At 52.1% G+C, this 24,658-nt stretch carries 23 protein-coding genes; 1 reads left to right on the top strand and 22 read right to left on the bottom strand.

Annotated elements, in window-relative coordinates:
- Positions 1 to 14: 14 nt before the first annotated feature.
- From secM to leuO, 22 genes are all read right to left on the bottom strand, one after another.
- The gene (secM, locus tag D9741_RS09360; protein WP_130217402.1) at positions 15 to 527 is read right to left on the bottom strand and encodes a secA translation cis-regulator SecM; all 513 of its coding nucleotides are present in this window, start codon (positions 525 to 527) and stop codon (positions 15 to 17) included.
- A gap of 230 nt (positions 528 to 757) precedes the next feature.
- Positions 758 to 1,675 (bottom strand): UDP-3-O-acyl-N-acetylglucosamine deacetylase, encoded by a 918-nt coding sequence (lpxC, locus tag D9741_RS09355; RefSeq protein WP_000595482.1) that lies wholly within the window; start codon positions 1,673 to 1,675, stop codon positions 758 to 760.
- Between the two features lie 100 nt (positions 1,676 to 1,775).
- On the bottom strand, positions 1,776 to 2,927 hold the full coding sequence (gene ftsZ, locus D9741_RS09350) for a cell division protein FtsZ (protein WP_064525175.1): 1,152 nt from the start codon (positions 2,925 to 2,927) through the stop codon (positions 1,776 to 1,778).
- 60 nt (positions 2,928 to 2,987) lie between these two features.
- Positions 2,988 to 4,250, bottom strand: coding sequence for a cell division protein FtsA (gene ftsA, locus D9741_RS09345; RefSeq protein ID WP_000588474.1), 1,263 nt, complete (start codon positions 4,248 to 4,250; stop codon positions 2,988 to 2,990).
- Positions 4,247 to 5,077 (bottom strand): cell division protein FtsQ, encoded by an 831-nt coding sequence (ftsQ, locus tag D9741_RS09340; protein WP_000075731.1) that lies wholly within the window; start codon positions 5,075 to 5,077, stop codon positions 4,247 to 4,249. Before ftsQ ends, ftsA begins: the two co-directional genes overlap by 4 nt.
- 1 nt (position 5,078) lies before the next feature.
- Positions 5,079 to 5,999 (bottom strand): D-alanine--D-alanine ligase, encoded by a 921-nt coding sequence (gene ddlB, locus D9741_RS09335; protein WP_130204924.1) that lies wholly within the window; start codon positions 5,997 to 5,999, stop codon positions 5,079 to 5,081.
- Positions 5,992 to 7,467 (bottom strand): UDP-N-acetylmuramate--L-alanine ligase, encoded by a 1,476-nt coding sequence (murC, locus tag D9741_RS09330; RefSeq protein ID WP_130217412.1) that lies wholly within the window; start codon positions 7,465 to 7,467, stop codon positions 5,992 to 5,994. The genes ddlB and murC overlap by 8 nt, the downstream gene beginning before the upstream one ends.
- A 53-nt stretch (positions 7,468 to 7,520) precedes the next feature.
- On the bottom strand, positions 7,521 to 8,588 hold the full coding sequence (gene murG, locus D9741_RS09325) for an undecaprenyldiphospho-muramoylpentapeptide beta-N-acetylglucosaminyltransferase (RefSeq protein WP_130204920.1): 1,068 nt from the start codon (positions 8,586 to 8,588) through the stop codon (positions 7,521 to 7,523).
- On the bottom strand, positions 8,585 to 9,829 hold the full coding sequence (gene ftsW, locus D9741_RS09320; RefSeq protein ID WP_130204918.1) for a cell division protein FtsW: 1,245 nt from the start codon (positions 9,827 to 9,829) through the stop codon (positions 8,585 to 8,587). Before ftsW ends, murG begins: the two co-directional genes overlap by 4 nt.
- Positions 9,829 to 11,145, bottom strand: a complete 1,317-nt coding sequence (gene murD, locus D9741_RS09315; RefSeq protein ID WP_130217414.1) for a UDP-N-acetylmuramoyl-L-alanine--D-glutamate ligase — start codon at positions 11,143 to 11,145, stop codon at positions 9,829 to 9,831. The genes ftsW and murD overlap by 1 nt, the downstream gene beginning before the upstream one ends.
- A gap of 2 nt (positions 11,146 to 11,147) precedes the next feature.
- Positions 11,148 to 12,230, bottom strand: coding sequence for a phospho-N-acetylmuramoyl-pentapeptide-transferase (gene mraY, locus D9741_RS09310; RefSeq protein ID WP_000964122.1), 1,083 nt, complete (start codon positions 12,228 to 12,230; stop codon positions 11,148 to 11,150).
- Complete coding sequence (gene murF / locus D9741_RS09305; protein ID WP_130217416.1) at positions 12,224 to 13,582, bottom strand: UDP-N-acetylmuramoyl-tripeptide--D-alanyl-D-alanine ligase; 1,359 nt, start codon at positions 13,580 to 13,582, stop codon at positions 12,224 to 12,226. Before murF ends, mraY begins: the two co-directional genes overlap by 7 nt.
- A complete protein-coding gene (murE, locus tag D9741_RS09300; protein ID WP_130217418.1) occupies positions 13,579 to 15,066 on the bottom strand; it encodes a UDP-N-acetylmuramoyl-L-alanyl-D-glutamate--2,6-diaminopimelate ligase in 1,488 nt (495 codons plus the stop codon). The genes murF and murE overlap by 4 nt, the downstream gene beginning before the upstream one ends.
- A complete protein-coding gene (gene ftsI, locus D9741_RS09295; protein WP_000642222.1) occupies positions 15,053 to 16,819 on the bottom strand; it encodes a peptidoglycan glycosyltransferase FtsI in 1,767 nt (588 codons plus the stop codon). The genes murE and ftsI overlap by 14 nt, the downstream gene beginning before the upstream one ends.
- A gap of 15 nt (positions 16,820 to 16,834) precedes the next feature.
- The gene (gene ftsL, locus D9741_RS09290) at positions 16,835 to 17,200 is read right to left on the bottom strand and encodes a cell division protein FtsL (RefSeq protein ID WP_000625658.1); all 366 of its coding nucleotides are present in this window, start codon (positions 17,198 to 17,200) and stop codon (positions 16,835 to 16,837) included.
- A complete protein-coding gene (gene rsmH, locus D9741_RS09285; RefSeq protein WP_130217420.1) occupies positions 17,197 to 18,138 on the bottom strand; it encodes a 16S rRNA (cytosine(1402)-N(4))-methyltransferase RsmH in 942 nt (313 codons plus the stop codon). The genes ftsL and rsmH overlap by 4 nt, the downstream gene beginning before the upstream one ends.
- A 1-nt stretch (position 18,139) precedes the next feature.
- The gene (mraZ, locus tag D9741_RS09280; RefSeq protein WP_064525207.1) at positions 18,140 to 18,598 is read right to left on the bottom strand and encodes a division/cell wall cluster transcriptional repressor MraZ; all 459 of its coding nucleotides are present in this window, start codon (positions 18,596 to 18,598) and stop codon (positions 18,140 to 18,142) included.
- A gap of 599 nt (positions 18,599 to 19,197) precedes the next feature.
- Entirely contained in the window at positions 19,198 to 20,202 is a 1,005-nt protein-coding gene (cra, locus tag D9741_RS09275; RefSeq protein WP_064525210.1) for a catabolite repressor/activator, read from the bottom strand.
- 81 nt (positions 20,203 to 20,283) lie between these two features.
- Positions 20,284 to 20,370: a hypothetical protein gene (locus D9741_RS09270; RefSeq protein ID WP_032160836.1), complete on the bottom strand. Its 87-nt coding sequence runs from the start codon at positions 20,368 to 20,370 to the stop codon at positions 20,284 to 20,286.
- A gap of 11 nt (positions 20,371 to 20,381) precedes the next feature.
- On the bottom strand, positions 20,382 to 20,873 hold the full coding sequence (gene ilvN, locus D9741_RS09265; RefSeq protein ID WP_087602316.1) for an acetolactate synthase small subunit: 492 nt from the start codon (positions 20,871 to 20,873) through the stop codon (positions 20,382 to 20,384).
- Positions 20,874 to 20,875: 2 nt separating this feature from the next.
- On the bottom strand, positions 20,876 to 22,600 hold the full coding sequence (gene ilvI, locus D9741_RS09260; protein ID WP_130217422.1) for an acetolactate synthase 3 large subunit: 1,725 nt from the start codon (positions 22,598 to 22,600) through the stop codon (positions 20,876 to 20,878).
- Between the two features lie 317 nt (positions 22,601 to 22,917).
- Entirely contained in the window at positions 22,918 to 23,862 is a 945-nt protein-coding gene (gene leuO, locus D9741_RS09255; protein WP_130217424.1) for a transcriptional regulator LeuO, read from the bottom strand.
- A gap of 660 nt (positions 23,863 to 24,522) precedes the next feature.
- Between leuO and leuL the strand changes: the two genes are divergently transcribed.
- A complete protein-coding gene (gene leuL / locus D9741_RS09250; RefSeq protein WP_001300467.1) occupies positions 24,523 to 24,609 on the top strand; it encodes a leu operon leader peptide in 87 nt (28 codons plus the stop codon).
- Positions 24,610 to 24,658: the final 49 nt, after the last annotated feature.

The following is a 24,658-nucleotide window of genomic DNA, read 5'->3' as shown; positions in this document are numbered from 1 at the left end:
AAGGTTTCTCGTTGTTAGCTGAGGCGTTGAGGGCCAGCACGGATGCCCTGCGCCTGGCTTATCCAGACGGGCGTGCTGAAGTTTGCTTGAGGGGTAAAATGCGCATAATCAATGCGATAATCATTTTCAGACCGCGTGCCTTCCTGGGTCAGCAGCGCGCTGAGCGTATCCAGTAAAGCAAGATGTTGCGCCTGAAGCGGTAAAGATTCCTCGGCAACGGGCAGCGTTTGCGGCGCCATTGCAAAGGAGAGATGGCGGATTACCGTGCGAATAGCATGTTGATGCCAGTAATCAACGGAATAGTTAGAGTTCGGGCGGCGCGTGTTTGCTTCCAGCAAGGCCAACTGACTAAAGTTAACTTTGGCTGAAGGCTCGTGATTGCGCGTTGTCGCTTTTGCGGGCGCGTTTGGCTCGGCGGCGTTGCTGAGCGCAGGCAAACCTAAACTCGCCGCGACCATCCCTAATAAGAGATGCGGCCAGAAGTAGCGTCTACCTAACTGTCGCCAGCGCGTCAGTATTCCACTCACGTTATTGCCATCCCGATCGTATTCAACGTTTTTAGCGCACAAATCTTATCATTAAAGCCAGAAGTCCACAGCAGTATTCAAGATAAGTAACACGTAAAAGTGCTTAAGAAAACAGCGTTCGCACCGATTTCTTACGACGCTGTAAAAACTCAAAAAAAAACGACTGGGTCACCTGGCCGGAGAGAGTGCCAGATTTGCCAGTCGAATTTTATACGACAGTATAGATGTCGTTATGCCAGTACGGCTGAAGGCGCTTTGAAAGCCAACGGCAGTTCTGCGTCGTCCTGGAAGGTCACATATTCCCAGGCTTCCTGTTTCGCCAGGACAGCCTGCAACAGTTTGTTATTCAGTGCATGACCGGATTTATAAGCGGTAAATGCGCCGATAATGTTGTGACCACACATGAACAAATCACCGATCGCGTCGAGCATTTTGTGACGCACAAACTCGTCTTCAAAACGCAGGCCGTCTTCGTTCAGTACGCGATAATCGTCAACAACGATGGCACAATCGAAGCTGCCGCCCAGGCACAGGCCACGGGACTGCAGATATTCGATATCACGCATGAAACCAAACGTACGCGCACGGCTGATCTGGCGCATAAACGCATCAGCAGAGAAGTTCATCGCATAGCGTTGATTGCTGGAATCGATTGCCGGATGGTTGAAATCGATGGTGAAGTCCAGCGAAAAACCATTGTACGGCTTAAATTCAGCCCACTTATCGCCATCTTCGACGCGAACAGTCTCTTTGATGCGAACAAATTTCTTGGCGCAGTTCAGCTCGTCGATACCAGCATCAAGCAGCAGGTAAACAAACGGAGCGGCACTGCCGTCCATGATTGGGATTTCCGGCGCGTTAACTTCGATAACAATGTTATCGATGCCTAAGCCCGCGAGCGCTGCGTTCAGGTGCTCAACAGTTGAAATCCGTACATCATGCTCGTTGACCAGACACGTACAGAGCATGGTATCACGCACAGATTTGGCATCGGCCGGGAAATCTACCGGTGGATTCAAGTCGGTGCGACGATAGATGACCCCGGTGTTGGCCGGCGCAGGGCGTAAGGTCAGGGTGACTTTCTTGCCGGTATGTAAACCGACACCCGTCGCCTGAACGATACGTTTAAGTGTCCTTTGTTTGATCATCGTATTATCTCGCCAAATTATCTATCCAACCGAAGTGTACTATACATTCGGCAGGCCAGTTTAGCACAAAGAGCCTCGCAACCCAAATTCCAGCTAATTCTTAGTCAGCTTGCTTACGCAGGAATGCCGGGATATCCAGATAATCCGGCTCTTTCACGGTTTGTGGCGTATTGTCGTTCACCACTTTGGCCACGGGCTTCTGCTCTTGCGTCAGCGGCGCCATACCATGCTGCTGGTAACGGTCCATCACTGGCTGTTGAACTTGCTTATTGGTCACGAGGGTGATTTCAGGACGTTTGTCCATACCGATACCTGTCGCAACCACGGTTACACGCAGTTCATCGTTCATATCCGGGTCAAGAGAAGTACCGATAACCACGGTCGCGTTGTCCGAAGCAAATGCACGGATGGTGTTACCTACGGTTTCGAATTCATCCAGACGCAGGTCGAAGCCCGCAGTGATGTTAACCAGCACGCCGCGCGCGCCAGACAGGTCGATATCTTCCAGCAGCGGAGAAGAAATTGCCATTTCGGCCGCTTCTTCCGCACGGTCTTCACCGCTCGCCACGCCAGAACCCATCATTGCGTAGCCCATTTCAGACATCACAGTACGTACGTCTGCAAAGTCCACGTTCATCAGACCCGGACGAGTAATCAGTTCGGCGATACCCTGAACAGCGCCTTTCAGCACATCGTTAGCTGCGCCAAACGCGTCCAGCAGGGAGATACCGCGGCCCAGAACTTTCAGCAGTTTGTCGTTCGGGATTGTGATCAGTGAGTCCACATGTTTGGATAATTCAGTGATCCCCTGCTCCGCAAATGCCATACGCTTCTTGCCTTCAAAGTTGAAAGGCTTGGTCACGACAGCAACGGTCAGAATACCTAAATCTTTAGCCACTTCAGCAACAACCGGCGCTGCACCTGTACCGGTACCACCGCCCATGCCCGCTGCAATAAAGACCATGTCTGCCCCTTCCAGCGCCGCACGCAGTGCATCACGATCCTCATCAGCCGCATTACGGCCAACTTCTGGATTAGCGCCAGCTCCCAGTCCTTTGGTGATACCACTACCGATCTGAATCGTCTGCCCAACCGCCGTTTTACGCAGCGCCTGTGCATCGGTATTTACCGCGAAAAATTCAACACCTTCAATGCGCTCACGCACCATGTGTTCAACAGCATTACCGCCGCCGCCGCCGACGCCGATGACTTTAATCACCGCGTCGTTGGTAAGTTCCATTGGTTCAAACATAGTTTCTCTCCGATATGTGCCTGTCGCCTGAGGCCGTAATCACCGCCGGCCTCATAAAAATTAAAATTCTTTTCGCAGCCAACTATTGAGTCGCTTGATCCACGAGCCAACAGATGCTGTAACACGTTTTTCAACTTCCGCTTCACCGTTAAGATGTGACTCTTTCCCGTAATGAAGCAATCCCACTGCCGTTGAATAATACGGCTCCTGAGCGTAATCCGTTAAACCGGTGATATTCAGCGGCGCGCCGATACGCACCTGCGTATGAAACACGCGTTGAGCGCAGGCGGCAAGACCTTCGATCTGCGCCGCGCCACCGGTTAATACAATGCCCGCAGCCAGGTGATGCTTTACGCCTTGTTGGCGAAGCTTTTCCTGCAGCTGCAATATCTCTTCGTTGACCAGGTTGAGCAGCTCGGTATAGCGCGGCTCAATCACCTCCGCCAGCGTCTGACGTTGCAGACTACGCGGCGGACGACCACCTACACTCGGCACTTCCACGCTCTCGTCTTTACCGACGATGGAACCCAGCGCGCAGCCATGACGAACTTTAATCGCTTCGGCGTCGCTTGGCGGTGTGCCAAAGGCATAAGCGATATCACTGGTCACGACATTGCCAGCATAAGGAATTACCTTGGTGTGACGCAATGCCCCGCCAGTATAAACGGCGATATCCATTGTACCACCACCGATATCGACGACGCAGACGCCCAGTTCACGTTCGTCTTCCGTCAATACCGAATAACTTGATGCCAGTCCGGCAAATATCAGTTGGTCAACTTTCAGGCCACAACGTTCAACGGCTTTCACAATGTTTTTTGCCATATCGTTGTGACATGTGATCAGGTGCACTTTTGCCTGCATACGCACGCCAGAAAGTCCTACCGGATTTTTGATCCCTTCCTGATAGTCAATCGCATACTCTTGCGGGATCACATGCAGCACACGATGTTCATCACGCACGCGCACCGATTTCGCGGTATGGACGACATTTTCTACATCTTCTTGTGTCACTTCTTCTTCAGAAATAGGCACCATACCAATTTCATTCTGGCAGCTGATGTGCTTACCAGAAAGCGCCAGATATACCGAAGAGATCTGACAATCTGCCATCAATTCTGCCTGGTCAATGGCGCGCTGTACGCACTTGACCACGGATTCGAGGTCGTTCACCCCGCCTTTATCCATACCACGTGACGGGCAGCTGCCCACACCAATGATATTGACCATACCGTCGGGCAGAACTTCCCCTACTAAAGCGGCAACCTTCGCGGTACCAATCTCCAGTCCTACTACCAGTTTTCTGTCCGTCGCCTTGATCATTGTTGTTCTGCCTGTGCCTGATTTTGTTGCTGAGTAGATTCCTCTGGCGGCAAGGGCGCCCAGCCGACTGCCGCACCAGAGTCATAACGCAAATCAACGTAGCTAATCCGTTTGCCATCGGTTTGCGCCTGCTGCTGTAAAACCGGATAAAGTTCTACAAAGCGAGCCAAACGTTTCATCGTATCGCCCCGGCCAAGATTGAGCTTAATATCGTTATTCAGCGTCAACTGCCAGGAGCGCCGCGCGGTCATCGCCGCTTCCTTCAGAGTAAATCTGTCCTTTGCCAGCATCTGCCCCATTTCGCGATAGCCCTGCAACACTTCATTTGCGCTGCCTTCCGGACCATACAACATTGGGAGCACCTGCTTGCTGGTGCGATCTGGCGGAACGCTGAAGGTGTTTCCTTCGGCGTCAACCATATGCTGATCATTCCAACGCGCAATCGGCACATATTCAACCAGATGAATCTTCAATTCATCAGGCCACTGCTTTCTGACGCTCACCTGCTTAATCCACGGCAGGCGTTGTTCAATTTGCGTCTGGATGATATTTACATCCTGGGTCATAAAGGTACCTGGCTCACCCAATGCCAGGATCGACTGCCGGATATCGTCATTACGCGTGTAATGGCGTTCACCGGTCAACACCAGCTTTGAGAGCGGCAGGCGTTGCGCATCTTCCATCCAGCCCAACACGACCCAGCCGCTCACCAACACTGTCGTTAAAACGGTCAGCAGGAAAAGGATCCCCGCCAGACGCGTTCCATTATTGCGGTGAGAAGAAATCTCTTCTTCACTGTTTCGCGTGTTCAGAGCAGCCTGCGACATATTAGTCCGCCAGTTCCAGAATTCGTACTACCAACTGCGAGAAGCTCATACCCGCCTGACGTGCCGCCATCGGCACCAGACTGTGACTGGTCATACCCGGTGAGGTATTAGCTTCCAGCAGATAAAACTGTCCATCACTGTCCAGCATGACGTCTATACGCCCCCATCCTTTGCATCCTAAAGTCGTCCATGCTTTCAGCACTAATGCCTGCAAATTTGCCTCTTGAGCCACTTCTAAACCTGCCGGGCAGAAATACTGTGTCTCATCAGAGAGATACTTAGCCTCATAATCATAGAAGGTTCCAGCGGGTTGAATACGTATTGACGGTAAAATTTCTTCACCGAGTATCGCAACCGTGAACTCCGGCCCACTTAGCCATTTTTCAATCAATACTTCTTCATCGTGCTGAAATGCCAATCTTAATGCATCTTGCAGAGCATTTTCTGCTACTACTTTTGACATTCCCACACTGGAACCTTCGCGGCTCGGCTTGACGATAAGCGGCAAACCTAAGGCAGAAATTTCTGCTAACTGCTTATCACTAATGCCTTTTTCAAACTCTGCGCGGGTTAATGCTACCCACGGCGCTACCGGTAAACCAGCGCCCTGCCAAAGCAGTTTGCTGCGTAGTTTATCCATTGAAAGCGCAGATGCCATCACTCCACTGCCGGTATAAGGCAAGCCCATCAGCTCGAGCATACCCTGCAGCGTGCCATCTTCACCACCGCGACCGTGCAGAGCGATAAACACTTTCTGAAAGCCCATCGACTTCAGTTGCGTTACGTCGATTTCTTTCGGGTCGACAGGATACGCGTCAATACCGCCTTCACGCAGCCCAGCTAACACTGCCGCGCCAGAATTCAGAGAAACTTCCCGCTCTGCGGAGGTCCCGCCCAACAGGACCGCGATTTTATCAGTCATGTTGCTCTTCCTCCGTAGTTTGCGGCTTCAGTTTGATTTCAGCTAAAGATCGGGCAATTTTTCCGATATTTCCTGCCCCCTGAACGAGGATCAGGTCGTTACCAGTTAATACTGGTGCTAACATCTCGGCCACCTGCGCCGGGTCCGGCACCAGAATCGGATCAATTTTCCCACGGCCACGGATTGTACGACACAACGAACGACTGTCCGCTCCCGGAATAGGTGCTTCGCCTGCCGGATACACTTCCAGCATCAGCAGGGTATCCACCTGAGTCAGCACATTGGCAAAATCGTCATACAGGTCGCGCGTACGGGTGAAACGGTGCGGCTGAAACAGCATCACCAGGTTTTTATCCGGCCAACCTGCACGCGCCGCTTTAATAGTCGCGTCCACTTCGGTCGGGTGGTGACCATAGTCATCAACCAGCATTGCCGTACCGCTTTTACCATTCACGGGTTCCAATGGAAATTCACCAAGGAAATCAAAGCGGCGTCCGGTCCCCTGGAAACTCTCCAGCGCACGCAAAATAGCCTCGTCTTCAATCCCCTCTTCCGTGGCGACCGCAACGGCAGCGGCAGCATTCAGGGCATTGTGACGACCTGGCGCATTCAGTGTAACGCGCATTGGCTCTTTGTCCTGACGCAGCAGCGTAAAGTGTCCCTGCGGGCCAATCTGCTGATAATCTTCCACACGCACGTCAGCATCTTCGCTGAAGCCATAAGTGGTGGTTTGACGGCCTACACGCGGTAACAATTCGCGAATTACCGGATCGTCAACACACATCACCGCACGACCGTAAAACGGCAAGTTGTGCAGAAAATTAATAAAGGTCTGTTTTAAATTCTCAAAGTCGCCCTGGTAGGTATCCATATGGTCGGCTTCGATATTAGTGACAATCGCTACCATCGGTTGCAGATGCAGGAACGACGCATCGCTTTCATCCGCTTCAGCAATCAGGTAACGACCGTGCCCTAAACGTGCATGAACACCCGCCGCTTTTACCAGCCCACCGTTCACGAAGGTCGGGTCGAGGCCCGCTTCTGCGTAGATGCTGGAAACCATCGCGGTGGTCGTGGTTTTGCCATGCGTCCCGGCAATGGCGATACCATGACGAAAACGCATTAACTCAGCCAGCATTTCAGCACGACGAATAACCGGAATACGTGCCTCATGAGCGGCAACAATTTCCGGGTTATCGGCGGAAATCGCGCTGGAAACGACGACCACACTGGCATCACGCACGTTTTCCGGGCGATGGTTGAAGTAAATCGTCGCTCCCAGATTCGTTAACTGTTGCGTGACTGGGTTTGGCGCTAAATCGGAACCACTGATCTGATACCCTTCATTGGCCAGAACTTCGGCAATACCGCCCATACCGGCACCACCGATGCCGACAAAGTGTATGTGCCGAACGCGACGCATTTCAGGCACGATGTAACGCAGTTTTGCCAATTGTTGTGTATTCATTCTTTACGCCATTAACTTCTCAAATTCATACGATGCAAAAGGCATCGCTACGATTACGCCCGGGCAGCCCGACTCACTTCATTTGCCACTCGCTCGGTGGCATCCGGAATGGATGCAGCTCGGGCGCGTTCTGCCATGGTTAATAAGGTTTCTCGCGACCACCCGGCCAGGGTGTTGGCGACGGCATCCACAGTAAGCTGTGGCTGCTCGATAATTTTGGCCGCGCCCGCTTTTTCCAGCGGCAGCGCATTCCAGTACTGTTGGCGGTCTTTATGTTGAAACGGCACAAACAACGCAGGTAGCCCTGCCGCAGCGATTTCACTCACCGTCAACGCGCCAGAACGGCAAACGACGACATCCGCCCACGCATAGGCCGCCGCCATATCATCAATAAATTCCGTCACTTTATGCTGCGGTTGCCCCGCTTCGGCATAAGCCTGTTCAACGGTTTGTTGCGAACCTTTGCCGCTCTGATGCCAGATAGTGACTGAATCACCCAGCTTTGCTGCAACCTGCGGCATTGTCTGGTTAAGGATGCGCGCTCCCTGGGAACCACCCACAACCAGAACACGAACCGGACCTTCACGACCAGCCATACGCTGCTGTGGCAACGGCAGCGCCAGCACATCAGTACGCACCGGGTTACCAACAACTTCGGCATCAGGGAAAGCCCCCGGAAACGCCTGCATCACTTTGGTAGCAATTTTCGCCAGCCATTTATTGGTCAAGCCAGCAATGCCGTTTTGTTCGTGAAGTACGACCGGAATGCCTAACGACCATGCTGCCAGACCACCAGGCCCGGAAACATAGCCGCCCATACCGAGCACCACATCGGGCTTGTAAGCTTTCATAATCGCCCGCGCCTGACGCCAGGCGTTAAAGATCCGCAGCGGAGCCGCGAGCAACGCTTTAATACCCTTGCCGCGCAGACCAGAAATGCGAATAAAGTCGATCTCGATACCGTGCTTCGGCACTAAGTCCGCTTCCATACGATCGGCAGTACCCAGCCAGCGAACTTGCCACCCCTGGGCCATTAAATGGTGCGCAACAGCCAGTCCCGGGAACACGTGCCCGCCAGTACCGCCTGCCATCACCATTAATCGCTTCCCTTTACCACTCATCGAGAACCTCGTACAAACGCCTGCGCTTTCTCCAGACGTGTTTCATAATCAATACGTAACAGCATCATGATGGCTGTCGACATAATCAGTAAGCTCGAACCACCGTAACTGATCAGCGGCAATGTCAGACCTTTAGTTGGCAACATCCCCGCTGCCGCGCCTACGTTAACCAGCGCCTGGAAGCTAAACCAGATACCAATTGAACAGGCGAGAAAACCGGAAAAACGGTGGTCAATTTCTAACGCTTTACGGCCAATCGACATCGCGCGAAAAGCGACGAAGAATACCATTAAAAGCGCCAGCACCACACCGATATACCCCAGTTCTTCGCCGATTATGGCGAAAATGAAGTCAGTGTGAGCTTCTGGCAGATACTCCAGTTTTTGTACCGAATTGCCTAAACCTTGCCCCCACAATTCGCCACGACCAAACGCCATCAGGGATTGCGTTAACTGATAGCCGCTACCGAAGGGATCTTCCCACGGGTTCCAGAACGCAGTAACACGGCGGATACGGTACGGTTCGGCGAGGATCAGCAACACAACTGCTGAAATCCCCATGCCGATAATGGCAATGAACTGCCACAATTTAGCCCCCGCCAGGAACAGCATCGCCAGTGTGGTGACGAACAATACGACTACTGTACCAAGGTCTGGCTGTGCCAGCAGTAACACTGCCAGCACCAGAATTACGCCCATCGGTTTCAGGAAGCCGCGCAGGTTGTTACGTACTTCGTCGCCTTTGCGCACCAGATAGTTGGCGATGTAACAAAACAGCGACAGCTTGGTCAGCTCCGCAGGCTGAATACGCAGCAGGCCGAGATCGATCCAACGTGATGCCCCTTTAACTGAGCTACCTACCACCAGCACGATCATCAGCAGGATGATTGATCCAAGCAGCATCGTGGCGCTGTAACGTTGCCAGAACTCCATCGGCAGACGCAGCGTAATGATCGCCAGAATGAACGCCAGGATCAGATAGACGCCATCACGCTTCGCGAAGAAAAACGGATCGTTGGTTAAGCGCTGCCCAATGGGCATTGACGCCGAAGTCACCATGATAAAGCCGATCGCCGCGAGGCCGAAGGTCAGCCACAGCAAGGTGCGATCATACATGATCAGGCTGTCGGTATCTTTTTCCCGCGAGCCCATCACCCAGCCTTTAAGCGCCGTGGAGATCCAGACCAGGATACTGAGTCCTGGCAGGCGCGGCATTTTCAGGCGAGGGAGAGATAAACGCATCAACCTAACTCCTTCGCCAGACGGGCGAACTCATTGCCCCGTTGTTCAAAGTTCTTGAATTGATCGAGGCTGGCACAGGCTGGTGACAACAGCACCATATCCCCTGGCTGCACGCGTGGCGCCAGCAAGAGCATCGCCTGCTCCATGGTTTCGGTTTGCTCTGCCACTTCCGGGCGCAGTGCCGCTAACTGGGCGCCATCACGACCAAAACAGTACAAACGCACGTTGTCGCCATTCAGATAGCGCGCCAGTGGACTGAAATCCGCCGATTTGCCATCACCGCCCAGCAACAAATGCAGCGTACCATCTACCTGCAAGCCGTTCAGCGCCGCCTCTGTACTCCCGACGTTGGTGGCTTTCGAATCGTTAATCCAGCGTACGCCGTTATGCTCCAGCACCACTTCAAAACGATGCGGCAGACCAGTGAACGTGGTTAACGCTTTCAGGCTGCTGGCGCGCGGTAACCCTGCGGCATCAGCCAGCGCCAGCGCTGCCAGCGCATTGGTATAGTTGTGTTGCCCGGAAAGTTTCATCTCTTTCACGTTCAACACTTTCTCGCCTTTCACCCGCAGCCAGGTTTCGCCCTGCTGATGATTCAGGTGATAGTCACCCATGTTGACGCCAAAGCTGACGCAGCGTTCATCCGCACCGCGAACCGGCATCGTTAAGGCATCATCGGCATTGACGACACAAACTTTCGCATTTTCGTAAATGCGCAGTTTTGCCGCACGATATTGCTGCAATCCAAACGGATAGCGATCCATATGATCTTCAGTCACGTTCAGAATGGTCGCCGCCACCGCCTGTAAGCTGGAGGTGGTTTCCAGCTGGAAGCTCGATAGTTCCAGCACGTACAGTTCGCACTCGGCATCCAGCAACATCAACGCAGGCAGGCCAATGTTACCCCCCACGCCGACGTTAACACCTGCCGCTTTCGCCATTTCGCCCACTAAGGTGGTGACAGTGCTTTTGCCGTTAGAACCGGTGATCGCCACAATCGGTGCCTGCGCTTCGCGGCAGAACAGTTCGATATCGCCAACAATTTCAATTCCGGCATCGGCAGCGGCGCTTAAAGATGGATGCGCCAGCGCAATACCGGGGCTGGCGACGATCAGATCGGCTGCCATCAGCCACTCGTCATTAAGACCGCCAGTGTGACGTTCCACCGCTTCGGGTAATTTATCCAGGCCAGGCGGTGTCATACGTGTATCCATAACGCGCGGCGTCACGCCGCGAGCAAGGAAAAAGTCCACGCAGGAAAGCCCGGTGAGGCCCAGGCCGATAATAACGACATTTTTACCCTGGTAATCAGCCATGATTAACGTACCTTCAGCGTTGCCAGACCAATCAGGACCAGCATCAGCGAAATAATCCAGAAGCGCACAATGACGCGCGGTTCCGGCCAACCTTTCAGTTCATAGTGGTGATGAATCGGCGCCATGCGGAAAATACGTTGCCCGCGCAGTTTAAAGGAGCCGACCTGCAAAATAACCGACAGGGTTTCAACCACAAACACACCGCCCATAATCACCAGCAGGAATTCCTGACGCAGCAGCACAGCGATAATGCCCAGCGCGCCGCCTAATGCCAGCGAACCGACATCGCCCATAAAGACCTGCGCCGGATAGGTGTTAAACCACAAGAAGCCCAGCCCTGCCCCGACTATCGCGGTGCAGACAATAACCAGTTCCCCGGCGTGCCGCAGATACGGTATATGCAAGTAGCTGGCAAAGTTCATGTTGCCGGTTGCCCACGCCACCAGCGCAAAACCACCGGCGACAAATACGGTCGGCATAATCGCCAGCCCGTCGAGGCCATCGGTCAGGTTTACCGCGTTACCGGTACCAACAATAACGAAGTAAGCCAGCAGGATGTAGAACAGCCCCAGCTGCGGCATCACATCTTTAAAGAACGGCACCACCAGCTGCGTTGCTGGCGTGTCTTTCCCGGCAAGATACAGCGCAAAGGCGACGCCCAGCGCGATCACCGACATCCAGAAATACTTCCAGCGCGCAATCAGGCCCTTGGTATCTTTACGCACCACTTTGCGATAGTCGTCGACAAAACCAATGATGCCGTAACCCACCAGCACCACAAGTACGCACCAGACGTACGGGTTGGAGGGGTAAGCCCACAGCAGTACGGAGATCACAATCGCCGTCAGGATCATTATCCCGCCCATGGTCGGCGTACCGCGCTTACTAAAGTGCGATTCCGGGCCATCGTTACGAACGACCTGACCAAAGGAGAGTTTTTGCAAATGGGCAATCATACGCGGGCCCATCCACAATGAGATGAACAGCGCGGTCAGCAGGCTGACGATGGCGCGAAACGTCAGATAGGAAAAGACGTTAAAGCCGGAATAATATTTGACCAAATGTTCGGCCAGCCAAACTAGCATGTCCCATTCTCCTGTAAAGCGCGTACCACCTCTTCCATGGCGGCACTACGTGAACCCTTAACTAAAATCGTAATCACCTGTTGCTCTGCAATCAGTGATTTAAGACGCGCAATTAACGCGGATTTATCAGCAAAATGTTCGCCAACGCCGCTGGCGGTGCTGATAGCATGGCTTTGTTTACCCACGCTTAACACGCGGTCAATACCAGCCGCCTTCGCCGCTTCGCCCACCTGTACATGGCAGGCTTCGCTTTCAGCGCCCAGTTCCGCCATATCGCCCACCACCAGCACGCAGTAGCCAGGCATTTCAGCCAGTACCTGGACTGCCGCGGTCATTGAACCGACATTGGCGTTGTAGGAGTCGTCGAGCAGCAACTGGTTTTCCGCCAGTTGAATGGGGAACAGACGCCCGGGAACGGCTTTCAGATTTGCCAGCCCCGCTTTGATAGCATCAAGCGTTGCGCCCACGGACATGGAGAGCGCGGCGGCTGCCAGCGCATTCGCAATATTGTGACGCCCCGGTAGCGGTAGCAGAACATCGACGCTACCCGTTGGGGTTTGTAGCGTAAATTCCGTACCGTGCGAAGTCACATGGATATTGGTGGCGGTGAAATCGCTGTTGGCGGCATTGGGTGAGAAACGCCACACTTTGCGTGAGCCAATTACGCTCTGCCAGTTCAGCCAGTCGTTGTTGTCGGCATTCATAATGGCGATACCGTTTTCCGGCAGGCCGGTAAAGATTTCGCCTTTCGCTTTTGCCACGCCAGCCAAAGAACCGAAACCTTCCAGATGCGCCGCCGCCAGGTTGTTGACCAGCGCTGCTTCCGGGCGAGTCAGACTCACAGTCCAGGCAATTTCGCCCTGATGGTTCGCGCCAAGCTCAATAACTGCGTAATCGTATTCCGGCGTTAAGCGCAGCAGCGTCATTGGCACGCCGATGTCGTTGTTGAGATTGCCCGCGGTATAAAGCGTATTGCCGCACTGGCTTAAAATCGCCGCCGTCATCTCTTTAACGGAGGTTTTACCGGAGGAACCGGTCAGAGCAACCACGCGCGCCGGAACTTGCTGGCGTACCCATGCAGCCAGTTCACCGAATGCCAGACGCGTGTCTTTAACGATTAACTGCGGCAGGTCGATATCCAGTGGACGGCTGACCAGTAGTGCGCCCGCGCCGCCAGCTTTCGCCTGGTCGGCAAAATCGTGGGCATCGAAACGTTCGCCTTTCAGGGCAACAAACAGGCAGCCCGGCGTCAGTTTTCGCGTGTCAGTGGTTACGGCATCCAGGGTTATATCTGCCCCTTTTAGTTCACCGTTGAGAATATCGGTAAGTTGGCTAAGGGTTACGCTAATCATGCGATCACCCCCAGCAGACGCGCTACCGTGACGCGATCGGAGTAGTCCAGGCGCTGATTGCCAACAATCTGGTAATCTTCATGGCCTTTGCCCGCGACCAGCACCACATCGTTCTCTTTAGCCTGCATAACGGCGCAAGTCACCGCTTCGGCGCGGCCTTCCATCACTTTGGCATGTCCGGCATCTAACATTCCCGCCAGAATATCGTTGATGATGGCGCGCGGTTCTTCGGTACGCGGGTTATCGTCAGTTACTACCGCCACGTCGGCAAACTCTTCAGCAATCGCCCCCATCAGTGGACGCTTGCCTTTATCACGATCGCCGCCACAACCAAAGACGCACCACAGCTTGCCTGCACAGTGAAGACGTGCAGCCTGCAAGGCTTTTTCCAGTGCATCCGGGGTGTGAGCGTAATCCACAACCACCGTCGGTTTGCCCGGTGCAGTAAACACTTCCATACGTCCGCAAACCGGTTGCAGACGCGCGGCGGTTTTCAGCAGGTCAGCCAGCGGATACCCCAGTGCCAGCAGCGTCGCCAGCGCGAGCAGCAGGTTGCTGACGTTAAAAGCGCCCATCAGATGACTTTCAATTTCCCCATCGCCCCAGCTTGAGCTAAAGCGAATGGTTGCGCCGCTGTCGTGATAGTTCACGTCGGTCGCTTTCAACCAGCGGCCATGACAGTTCAGATTGATATGGTCTTCCATCGACACCGCAACTGCATCCGGCAGTTTTGCCAGCCAGCGACGGCCTACTTCGTCATCGGCGTTGACTATCGCCTGACCGCAATGATGTTCAGAATAAAGCAGCCATTTTGCGGCTTCGTAATGTTCCATATCACCGTGATAATCAAGGTGATCGCGGCTTAAGTTGGTAAAGACCGACGCCGCAAATTTCAATGCTGCCACACGGTGTTGTACCAGCCCATGGGAGGAAACTTCCATTGCGCAAAAAGTCGCGCCCTGATCCACCAGCCCCGCCAGCTCATGCTGAACGTCGACTGCCGAACCGGTCGTGTTTTCCGTCGGAATAACTTTACCCAGCAGGCCGTTACCTACGGTACCCATCACCGCGCTGGTTTCACCAAGCAGTTGGCTCCACTGCGCCAGAAGCTGGGTAGTGGTGGTTTTGCCGTTGGTACCCGTTACGCCCACGAGACGTAAATTGTCAGAGGGTTCATGGTAAAAGCGGCCCGCCAGCGCTGATAAACGCTCATTGAGCTGGCTGAGATAGATGACCGGTACGCCGTGCATTTCACGGATTTCACCATCGGTCGCCTCATCTTTCGCCTCTGCAATAATGGCAGCCACACCTTGCGCTATCGCCTGCGGGATATATCGACGCCCGTCCGCCTGATGACCTACTACAGCTACAAAAAGATCGCCCGACGCAGCCACACGGCTGTCGAGTGTCATCTCTCGCAGTGCTCGCGAAGGTGCGTTTGGCACCCACGGAGCAAGAAGGTCGCGCAAATTACGATCTGCCACCTGTCCCCTCGCCTTGATTAATCACAAATTCGTTTTTATCACCCGTTGTCAGCGCATCCGGTTCGATGTTCATGGTGCGCAATACGCCGCCCATGATGGCACCAAAGACCGGCGCGGAAACGGCGCCGCCGTAGTATTTACCCGCCTGCGGATCGTTGATAACAACAACCAGCGCGAAGCGCGGCTGACTCGCAGGCGCAACGCCTGCGGTATAAGCAATATATTTATTGATGTAGCGACCATCCGGCCCGACCTTTTTCGCGGTACCGGTTTTAATGGCGATACGATAGCCTTTAATCGCCGCCTTCACGCCACCGCCGCCCGGTAGTGCCACGCTTTCCATCATATGCACCACAGTGCGGACAATGGATTCCGGGAAGACACGTTCACCAGGAACCGGGGGGTCAACCTTGGTAATCGACAGCGGGCGATAGATGCCATAGCTGCCGATGGTTGCGTAGACTCGCGCTAACTGTAACGGTGTTACCATTAGCCCGTAGCCGAAAGAGAAGGTGGCCCTCTCTATGTCAGACCACCGTTGTTTTTGAGGATATAAGCCACTGCGTTCTCCGACCAACCCCAAATTGGTCGCTTTTCCCAACCCAAAACGTGAGTAAGTATCTACTAACGCTGAGGACGGCATCGCTAACGCCAGCTTGGAAACACCGACGTTACTCGACTTCTGTAATACCCCGGTCAGGGTTAATTCGCTATAGCGCGCCACGTCTTTAATTTCGTGGCCGTTAATTCGATAAGGAACGGTATTAAGCACCGAGTTTTCCCGCACCACACCACGTTGCAACGCGGTCATCACCACCATCGGTTTAACAGTAGAACCCGGTTCAAACACGTCGGTAATGGTACGGTTACGCATCGCCTCTTTTGGCGTGCCACTCAGATTGTTGGGGTTGTAAGACGGGCTGTTGGCCATCGCCAGCACTTCACCGGTGTTGACATCCACCAGCACGGCGCTGCCGGATTCAGCCTTGTTAAAGGCCACGGCGTTGTTCAGTTCGCGATAAACCAGCGCCTGCAGGCGTTCATCAATACTCAACGCCAGGTTGTGCGCCGCCTGGCTGTCGGTAGAAGAAATATCTTCGATTACACGTCCATAGCGGTCTTTCCGCACAATACGTTCGCCCGGTTGCCCGGTAAGCCATTTATCAAAACTTTTCTCGACGCCCTCAATCCCCTGGCTATCGACGTTGGTAAAGCCAATGAGGTGAGCGGTCACTTCGCCAGACGGGTAGTAACGGCGAGATTCTTCGCGCAGATGAATCCCCGGCAGCTTCAGTTTTTTGATGTATTCAGCCATGTCAGGGTTAACCTGACGCGCCAGATAGATAAAGCGCCCTTTCGGGTTGGCATTAATGCGGGCGGAAAGTTGATCCAGCGGAATATTGAGCGCGTTAGCCAGCGCCTTCCAACGGTCGCCGACGCTGATGCCGCCGGCTTCATGCACTTCTTTCGGGTCGGCCCAGATCGCTTTTACTGGCACACTTACTGCTAACGGGCGACCAGAACGGTCGGTAATCATGCCGCGGGAGGTGGAGACTTGCTGAACGCGAAGAGAGCGCATGTCGCCCTCTTTCACCAGCATATCCGGGGAGATTACCTGCAACCAGGCAACGCGCCCCAGCAGGAAAGCCAGTGCCAATAAAATACAGCCGCATAACAACGCAAAACGCCAACTGATAAAGTTGGCATGTTCTTCCTGACGTTTTGGTTTCTGCGTTTTCGCCGCTGCTTTCATGCGTCGCGTTTATCCTTATTTTTGCACTACGATATTTTCTTGTGATGGATCAACATGCTGCATTTGCAGCTTCTCCGTGGCGATCCGTTCCACCCGGCTATGGTCGCCGAGCGCATTCTCTTCAAGAATGAGGTTGCGCCATTCAATGTCTAAAGCGTCTCGCTCCAGCACCAGTTGTTCGCGCTGAGCGGTGAGCAAACGGGTATGGTGCGCCGTGGTCACCACAGTCACCGCCGTCAAAATAATGCAAATGAACAGGCAGAGCGGCAGCTTCCCAAACCGCAAAAGATCGTCACCGATAACGCCAGGCAAGGCATGGCGCTCGTGGCTTCCCATCGATCCTTTAACTTTGCTGAGGGCTTCTGTCACTCTGCTGATCATGCGTTCGTCCTCTCTGCAATACGCAGAACTGAACTACGGGCACGAGGGTTCTCTGCCACCTCTTCTTCGCCCGGCATCAACTTACCTAGTGCTCGCAACTGACGGCCACCCAGTTTTTTGAGCTGCTCTTCAGTCATCGGTAACCCTGCCGGAACTTGTGGACCGCGACTGTTTTCACGCATAAAGCGTTTCACAATACGATCTTCCAGCGAATGAAAACTGATGATCGAAAGCCGCCCGCCTGAGGCCAGCACGTTAAGCGAGCTTTTTAGCGCCTGCTCTATCTCCTCCAGTTCACTGTTCACCCAAATGCGCACCGCCTGGAAGGTACGGGTCGCGGGATGTTTGAATTTGTCTTTCACCGGCGTTGCGGCAGCAACGACTTCTGCCAGTTCTTTAGTGCGGGTCATCGGCTGTTCGCGGTTACGCTCGACAATGGCGCGTGCAATACGTTTAGCAAAACGCTCTTCGCCATAGGTTTTTAATACCCAGGCAATATCGGATTCTTCTGCGGTTTGTAGCCATTCGGCGGCAGACTGACCGCGCGTCGGGTCCATACGCATGTCCAACGGGCCATCGCGCATAAAGGAAAAACCGCGTTCAGCATCATCGAGTTGCGGTGAAGAGACGCCAAGATCGAGCAGAATGCCGTCGATCTTGCCGATAAGATCGCGCTCGGCGACATATTCGCCCAGCGCAGAGAAAGGTCCATGAATGATGGAGAAGCGCGGATCATTAATAGTCTTCGCGACGGCAATAGCCTGCGGGTCGCGATCGATTGCCAACAAGCGTCCCGTTTCGCCAAGTTGCGAAAGAATCAGACGTGAGTGACCACCGCGACCAAAAGTTCCATCAATGTAGATACCGTCAGGACGGATATTGAGGCCATTTACGGCTTCGTCCAGCAGTACCGTGGTATGTTTATAGTTTTCCATCATTTTATAGAGACAAGTCCTGCAGTCGCTCCGACAAGTTTTCGGTAACAGACTGTTCAGCGTCGATATCTTCCCTGACCTGTTGATGCCAGGTCGTTTCATCCCACAGTTCGAACTTATTGAACTGCCCGACCAGCATCACTTCTTTCGTCAGCCCGGCATGCTGCCGCAACACAGGCGCGATTAATAATCGACCTGCGCTATCCAGCTGACACTCACTGGCATGCCCTAACAGAAGGCGTTGAACACGACGTTCAACAGGGTTCATGCTCGAAAGACGCGATAATTTGTGCTCGATAATTTCCCATTCAGGAAGGGGGTAAAGCAGCAGGCACGGGTGATGAATGTCAATGGTACACACCATTTGACCGGCAGCGCTCCCGAGCAGTTCTTCCCGATAACGGGTAGGCACCGATAAGCGCCCTTTACTGTCGAGATTGACTAACGTTGCTCCCCGGAACATGCCAGTCTCCCCCCGATTACCACTTTATCCCACAAATTCCCACTAAAAGGAGTTTACGGAGCGGAGGAAAAGCTTGTCAAGCCAGGAACATTCCTTACCGAAGCAAAAAACCCAATGTTTACGGCTAATATCTGCATTGTTTAAAAATCGCCCAACAAACGAAGCAAATTAACGTCATGAATAGTTGTAAGAAAAAATCCCATTCATCATTACCGTTTTAAAAACGACTCAATTTTCCTTAATGGAAATATAAAGTGTCAGTTTGCGACGCGAGCGGCATTTTAGGACATATCTCCCCCGGATAACAGTCCCTGTTGCACGTGCGCCATGCCTGATGCCAGCGACTTTGAACAAAAGTTTAGAAAAGTGTTTGTTTAATCGGCAATTGCCGATTTGCTTGTAACAAAATAATGCAATTGCAATCTACCGTTACGAGTTAATTATCATTCAACGCAGCGAATGGAGTTAATTGGCAGGATATTCAGGAGGGCTTATGGATAATTGTCCAGAATAGTCTTATTTACATTATGGATATCGATGTCCAATTACGTACTCAATGCGCCAGAGGTAAAATCCACTGGCGCATCTTTTCGTAATGTTTATCTACGGCTTAGTACACCACGACGATAGAGATTACGTTTAATGCGTGTTAAGCCTGGTTTTGGTTTGCGCGGTTCGTCCAGACTGGCGAGCACAATCTCCAGTACGCGTTCCGCAACATCGCGATGACGCTGGGCTACCGCCAGTACCGGACACTGTAAGAAGTCGAGCAATTCGTTGTCACCAAAGGTCGCAATTGCCAAATCAGAAGGCAGTTTGCCATCGCGGCGCAGCGTGACATCCATAACGCCTTGCAACAACGCAAATGAGGTGGTGAACAGCGCCTGCGGCATCGGATGCGTTTCCAGCCATTTTTCGAATAACTGGGCAGCGGTTTCCCGCTCATAACTGTTGGCATAAAGGAAATGCACTTCGCGTGGATCATCTTTCCAGGCGGTACGGAAACCCTGCTCGCGCAGGAAGCTGACAGAAAGCTCCGGCAACGCGCCAAGATAAAGCACCGTCTCAGCAGGAAACTTACGTAACTCTTCGGCCAGCATTTCTGCATCATCCTGGTCGGCACCCACAACGCTGGTGAAGTGTTCACGATCGAGGGCGCGGTCCAGCGCGACAATCGGGAACGGGTCGTTAGCCCAGCGTTGATAAAAAGGATGCTCCGGCGGCAGCGACGTCGAAACAATGATGGCATCGACCTGACGCTGCAAAAGATGCTCAATACAGCGCATTTCGTTGTCTGGCTGATCTTCGGAACAAGCAATCAGTAGTTGATAACCCCGTTGCCGCGCCTGACGTTCAAGATAATTAGCGATACGGGTGTAACTTGTGTTCTCCAGATCGGGGATCACAAGACCAATCGAACGTGTGCGTCCAGCACGAAGCCCAGCAGCCACGGCATTTGGGTGGTAATTGTGCTCACGCACCACTGCCATGACTTTTTCAACGGTTTTGTCGCTCACACGGTATTGCTTCGCTTTGCCGTTAATAACATAGCTTGCAGTGGTCCGCGACACTCCCGCCAGCCGAGCGATTTCATCCAGTTTCACAATTGCCCCTTGAGTAAAATGTAAAAACCATACCCATTGTACTGGCATGGGTTAAATTCATTAACATCTAAGCGCAGAAAATTAACTGCGGCAACTGCTTTTATTCCAGGTTCCCACTGAATTCGCAAAAAAAGCCCAACGTGACATGTTGGGCTGTAAATTGCGCATTGAGATCATTCTCAACGCATTATTTTATCGCCGCGCGAAAGTCCTACTACGCCGGAGCGAGCGACCTCCACAATTTTCGCCACATCGCGAATCGATGCTAAAAATGCATCAAGCTTATCGCTGGTTCCCGCCAATTGAACGGTATAAAGTGATGGCGTGACATCAATGATTTGCCCACGGAATATTTCCGTATTGCGCTTCACTTCGTCACGTCCGTAGCCACTGGCCTGAATTTTCACCAGCATGATTTCCCGCTCAACATGCACCCCCTGCCCCAGTTCGCTAACACGCAGCACATCGACCAGCTTGTGTAATTGCTTTTCAATCTGCTCCAACACTTTTTCATCGCCCACGGTCTGGATAGTCATACGCGATAATGTCGGATCGTCGGTTGGCGCAACGGTCAGGCTTTCAATGTTATAGCCCCGTTGGGAAAAGAGGCCGATCACGCGGGATAACGCGCCTGATTCATTTTCGAGTAATACGGATAATATCCGGCGCATAATCAGGTTCTCTCCGTTTTGCTTAACCACATTTCATCCATTCCGCCGCCACGAATCTGCATCGGGTAGACGTGCTCGCTGCCATCAACAGTGACATCAACAAACACCAGGCGATTATTGCGGACCTGTTCCAGTGCCTCGCTAAGTTTGTTTTCCAGCTCTTGCGGATGAGAGATCTGGATCCCAACATGGCCATAGGCTTCCGCCAGACGAACGAAATCCGGTAGCGACTGCATATAAGATTGTGAATGGCGGCCGGAATAGATCATGTCCTGCCACTGCTTCACCATCCCCAGATAGCGGTTATTGAGATTCACCACCAGCACCGGCAGTTCATATTGCAAAGCGGTAGACAGTTCCTGAATGTTCATCTGAATGCTACCGTCGCCAGTGACGCAGACCACGGTTTCTTCTGGCAATGCCATTTTGACACCCAGCGCCGCAGGCAAACCAAAGCCCATAGTGCCGAGACCACCGGAGTTGATCCAGCGGCGCGGTTTGTCGAAAGGATAATAAAGCGCGGCGAACATCTGGTGCTGCCCGACGTCGGACGTGACATATGCATCGCCTTTCGTCAACCGCCAGAGTGCCTCGATCACCGCTTGCGGTTTAATCTTTTCGCTCTGAGTGTCGTATTTAAGGCACTGGCGAGCGCGCCACTGTTCAATCTGTTGCCACCAGTCACGAATTTCATCCAACGGTTGGTGAGCCGTTTCTTGTGCCAGCAACTCCAGCATTTGATCCAGCACCAACCGCGCGTCACCAACGATCGGAATGTCGGCGGTAACGGTTTTTGAGATCGACGTTGGATCGATATCAATATGTAAAACCGTTGCATTCGGGCAGTACTTGGCCAGATTGTTAGTGGTGCGATCGTCAAAGCGCACGCCGACCGCAAAAATAACATCGGCATTATGCATGGTCATATTGGCTTCGTAGGTGCCGTGCATTCCCAGCATCCCCAGCGCCTGACGATGCGTTGCCGGAAACGCCCCCAGCCCCATTAATGAAGAGACGACGGGAAGATTAAGCTGCTCAATAATCTGTTTGAGTTGTTGATGGCAACTCGCAGTCACGGCGCCGCCGCCAACGTAAACTACCGGTTTTTTCGCTGCCGCCAGTGTCTGCAATGCGCGTTTAATCTGCCCCTTATGACCCAGTGTTGTCGGGTTATAAGAACGCATACTGACCGACTCCGGCCAGACGTAGGGTAATTTGTTCGCCGGATTAAGAATATCTTTCGGTAAATCAACCACCACTGGCCCAGGACGACCACTTGCCGCCAGCCAGAATGCCTTTTTCAGCACCTGAGGAATGTCTTCCGTTTGCTTAACCAGGAAACTGTGTTTGACTACCGGGCGGGAAATTCCCACCATGTCGCACTCCTGAAAGGCATCGTAGCCTATCAGCGAGGTCGCTACCTGACCAGAAAGGACAACCAAGGGAATGGAGTCCATATAAGCAGTGGCGATACCAGTAATCGCGTTAGTCGCCCCAGGACCCGACGTCACCAGCACGACCCCCACTTCCCCGGTTGCACGTGCCAGGCCATCGGCCATATGCACAGCCGCTTGCTCATGACGAACTAATACGTGATCGATACCCCCCACGGTATGCAATGCATCGTAAATATCAAGGACCGCGCCTCCGGGATAACCGAATACTTGTTTAACACCCTGATCGATAAGCGATCGGACGACCATCTCGGCTCCAGACAACATCTCCATGGCCTGCCTCACTGTTTGGCGGAAAAAATGTGTAAAACACATTAACCGTCCGATCTTGCTTAAGCAATTGGCAGACAGAGTCACAAACGTGAAGAAATAAGAATAAACAGGAGGAAAGGTGAAAAGAAACGATAAAATACTCCAGAATGAAGGCGTAAATTGATAATAAATTGGCTAGATTCGGCTACTTACAGCAATTTCTCTATTTTTTTAATTATTCATGAAATCTGGCGCACATGCATTTAGAACAAAATTCTGCATTTAATAAAAAAAGCAGAATAAACCAGAAAGGAATGCCTGATTTATTCTGCTTTTGTTTAGCGTTTACATATAGAAATTAATTGCTCTTCCATCCACTGATGGCCTTTATCGCGCCCGGCAGCTTCATGCCAGGAGAGATAACAGGTTCTGCTATTCTGTTTTAATGGCAGCGGTAAGACCTGCAACTCTAAAGATTCGGCGAACTCTTCAGCCAGCCAACGAGGCGCAATAGCGACCAGGTGAGTTTGCGACACCACGCTAAGGACGCTCATCATTGCCATGCCCTGATAAGCAATACTGGCTTGCTTATCTACTGTGTCGTACCACGGTTGACTAAATGAGGCGAAACGATCGAGCGAAACCGCCGCATGTTGTTCGTTATAAACATCATGTTTCAGTAATGGACCCTTAATATGCGGATGGTTCTTACTGGCTACCAGCACCATTTCATCTTTAAATAACGGCACACTGGTAAATTCAGGGCGGTGGAAATCTTCATAACTTATAACGAACTCCGTTTCCTGATAGCGCAACTGATGTTCAGTGTTCTGATTTAATGAAGACTTGAACATAACATGTATATTTGGCGCAATCTGTTCAATGTGATTATAAATCTGCGAGGTCAGAATGCTGTCTAACGGGCTACAAACACAGAGATGGAATACCCGTTCGCTACTGGCAGGCTCAAAACCTGAACCTGGTAATTCGTTTTGCACTAATTGCAGCGCCTGGCGCACAGAGCCAAAAAGCTGAAATGCGCGGGCAGTCGGCTGGATACCACGACCATAACGAACAAACAACTCGTCATTAAACATCACTTTCAGGCGTGCAACAGCGTTACTGACCGCAGGTTGCGACATTCCCAGAACATGAGCGGCACGAGTAATATTCTGCTCCTGCATCACGGCATCGAAAACAGTTAATAAGTTTAGATCGACCATGCGCAGCTGTGGCTTACTAAAATCTGCTGGTTCTGGATGATCTGTTTTTACCTCTGGCATACTTAACTCCACTGTCACACTTAACTCCCTTTTCCTTACCGGAATGCAGAAAAAAAATAATCCTGAAAAATATGATTTACCATACATATAAAATAAGAAAAAGGAAAATGAGTAAAATTAGGAAAACATAAAGATAAGAGTTCTGTTTAAAACAAAACCCACCGCCGCGCAGAGAGTCACCCACCACAGCATGATTATCTATAATGTTTTTGTCACACAAACAATATAATCATAATCACCATGAATGCTCAATCATCCGTGATATGTATAAAATCGCCACTTTAATTAAAAATTTATATATTAATCACCCATATCTTCCTTATTAACTTATCAATAATATAAGTCTCATCAATAATTAAACATTCATCAAATAAATAATTACAGAAAAATCATCAGGATGGGTTAGGTAATTGATACTATCTATACGTATATCACTTATTGATTAAATGCAATAAATTATGCTGAAGTATGTCAATTAATGAAAAGTGTGATCTGGCTGACAGAAATTAATATTGTTGGTTTATGTATACACAGCACAATTAGCTAATTTGATACATGCAAAATTACCGCTGAAAAGCCGCTTTTCTTACTACAGGGTTGACATCCGTTTTTGTATCCAGTAACTCTAAAAGCATATCGCATTCATCTGGAGCTGATTTAATGACTCACATCGTTCGCTTTATCGGTCTACTACTACTAAACGCATCTTCTTTGCGCGGTAGACGAGTGAGCGGCATCCAGCATTAAGCCAGCACGCAGTCAAAAACAACCCGCGCCATTGCGCGGGTTTTTTTAT

The sequence above is a fragment of the Escherichia sp. E14V7 genome, from assembly GCF_004212225.1.
In the GTDB taxonomy this organism is placed as follows: domain Bacteria; phylum Pseudomonadota; class Gammaproteobacteria; order Enterobacterales; family Enterobacteriaceae; genus Escherichia.
Note: the sequence above shows the minus strand (reverse complement) of the source record. Positions and strands in the feature narration are given on the sequence as shown.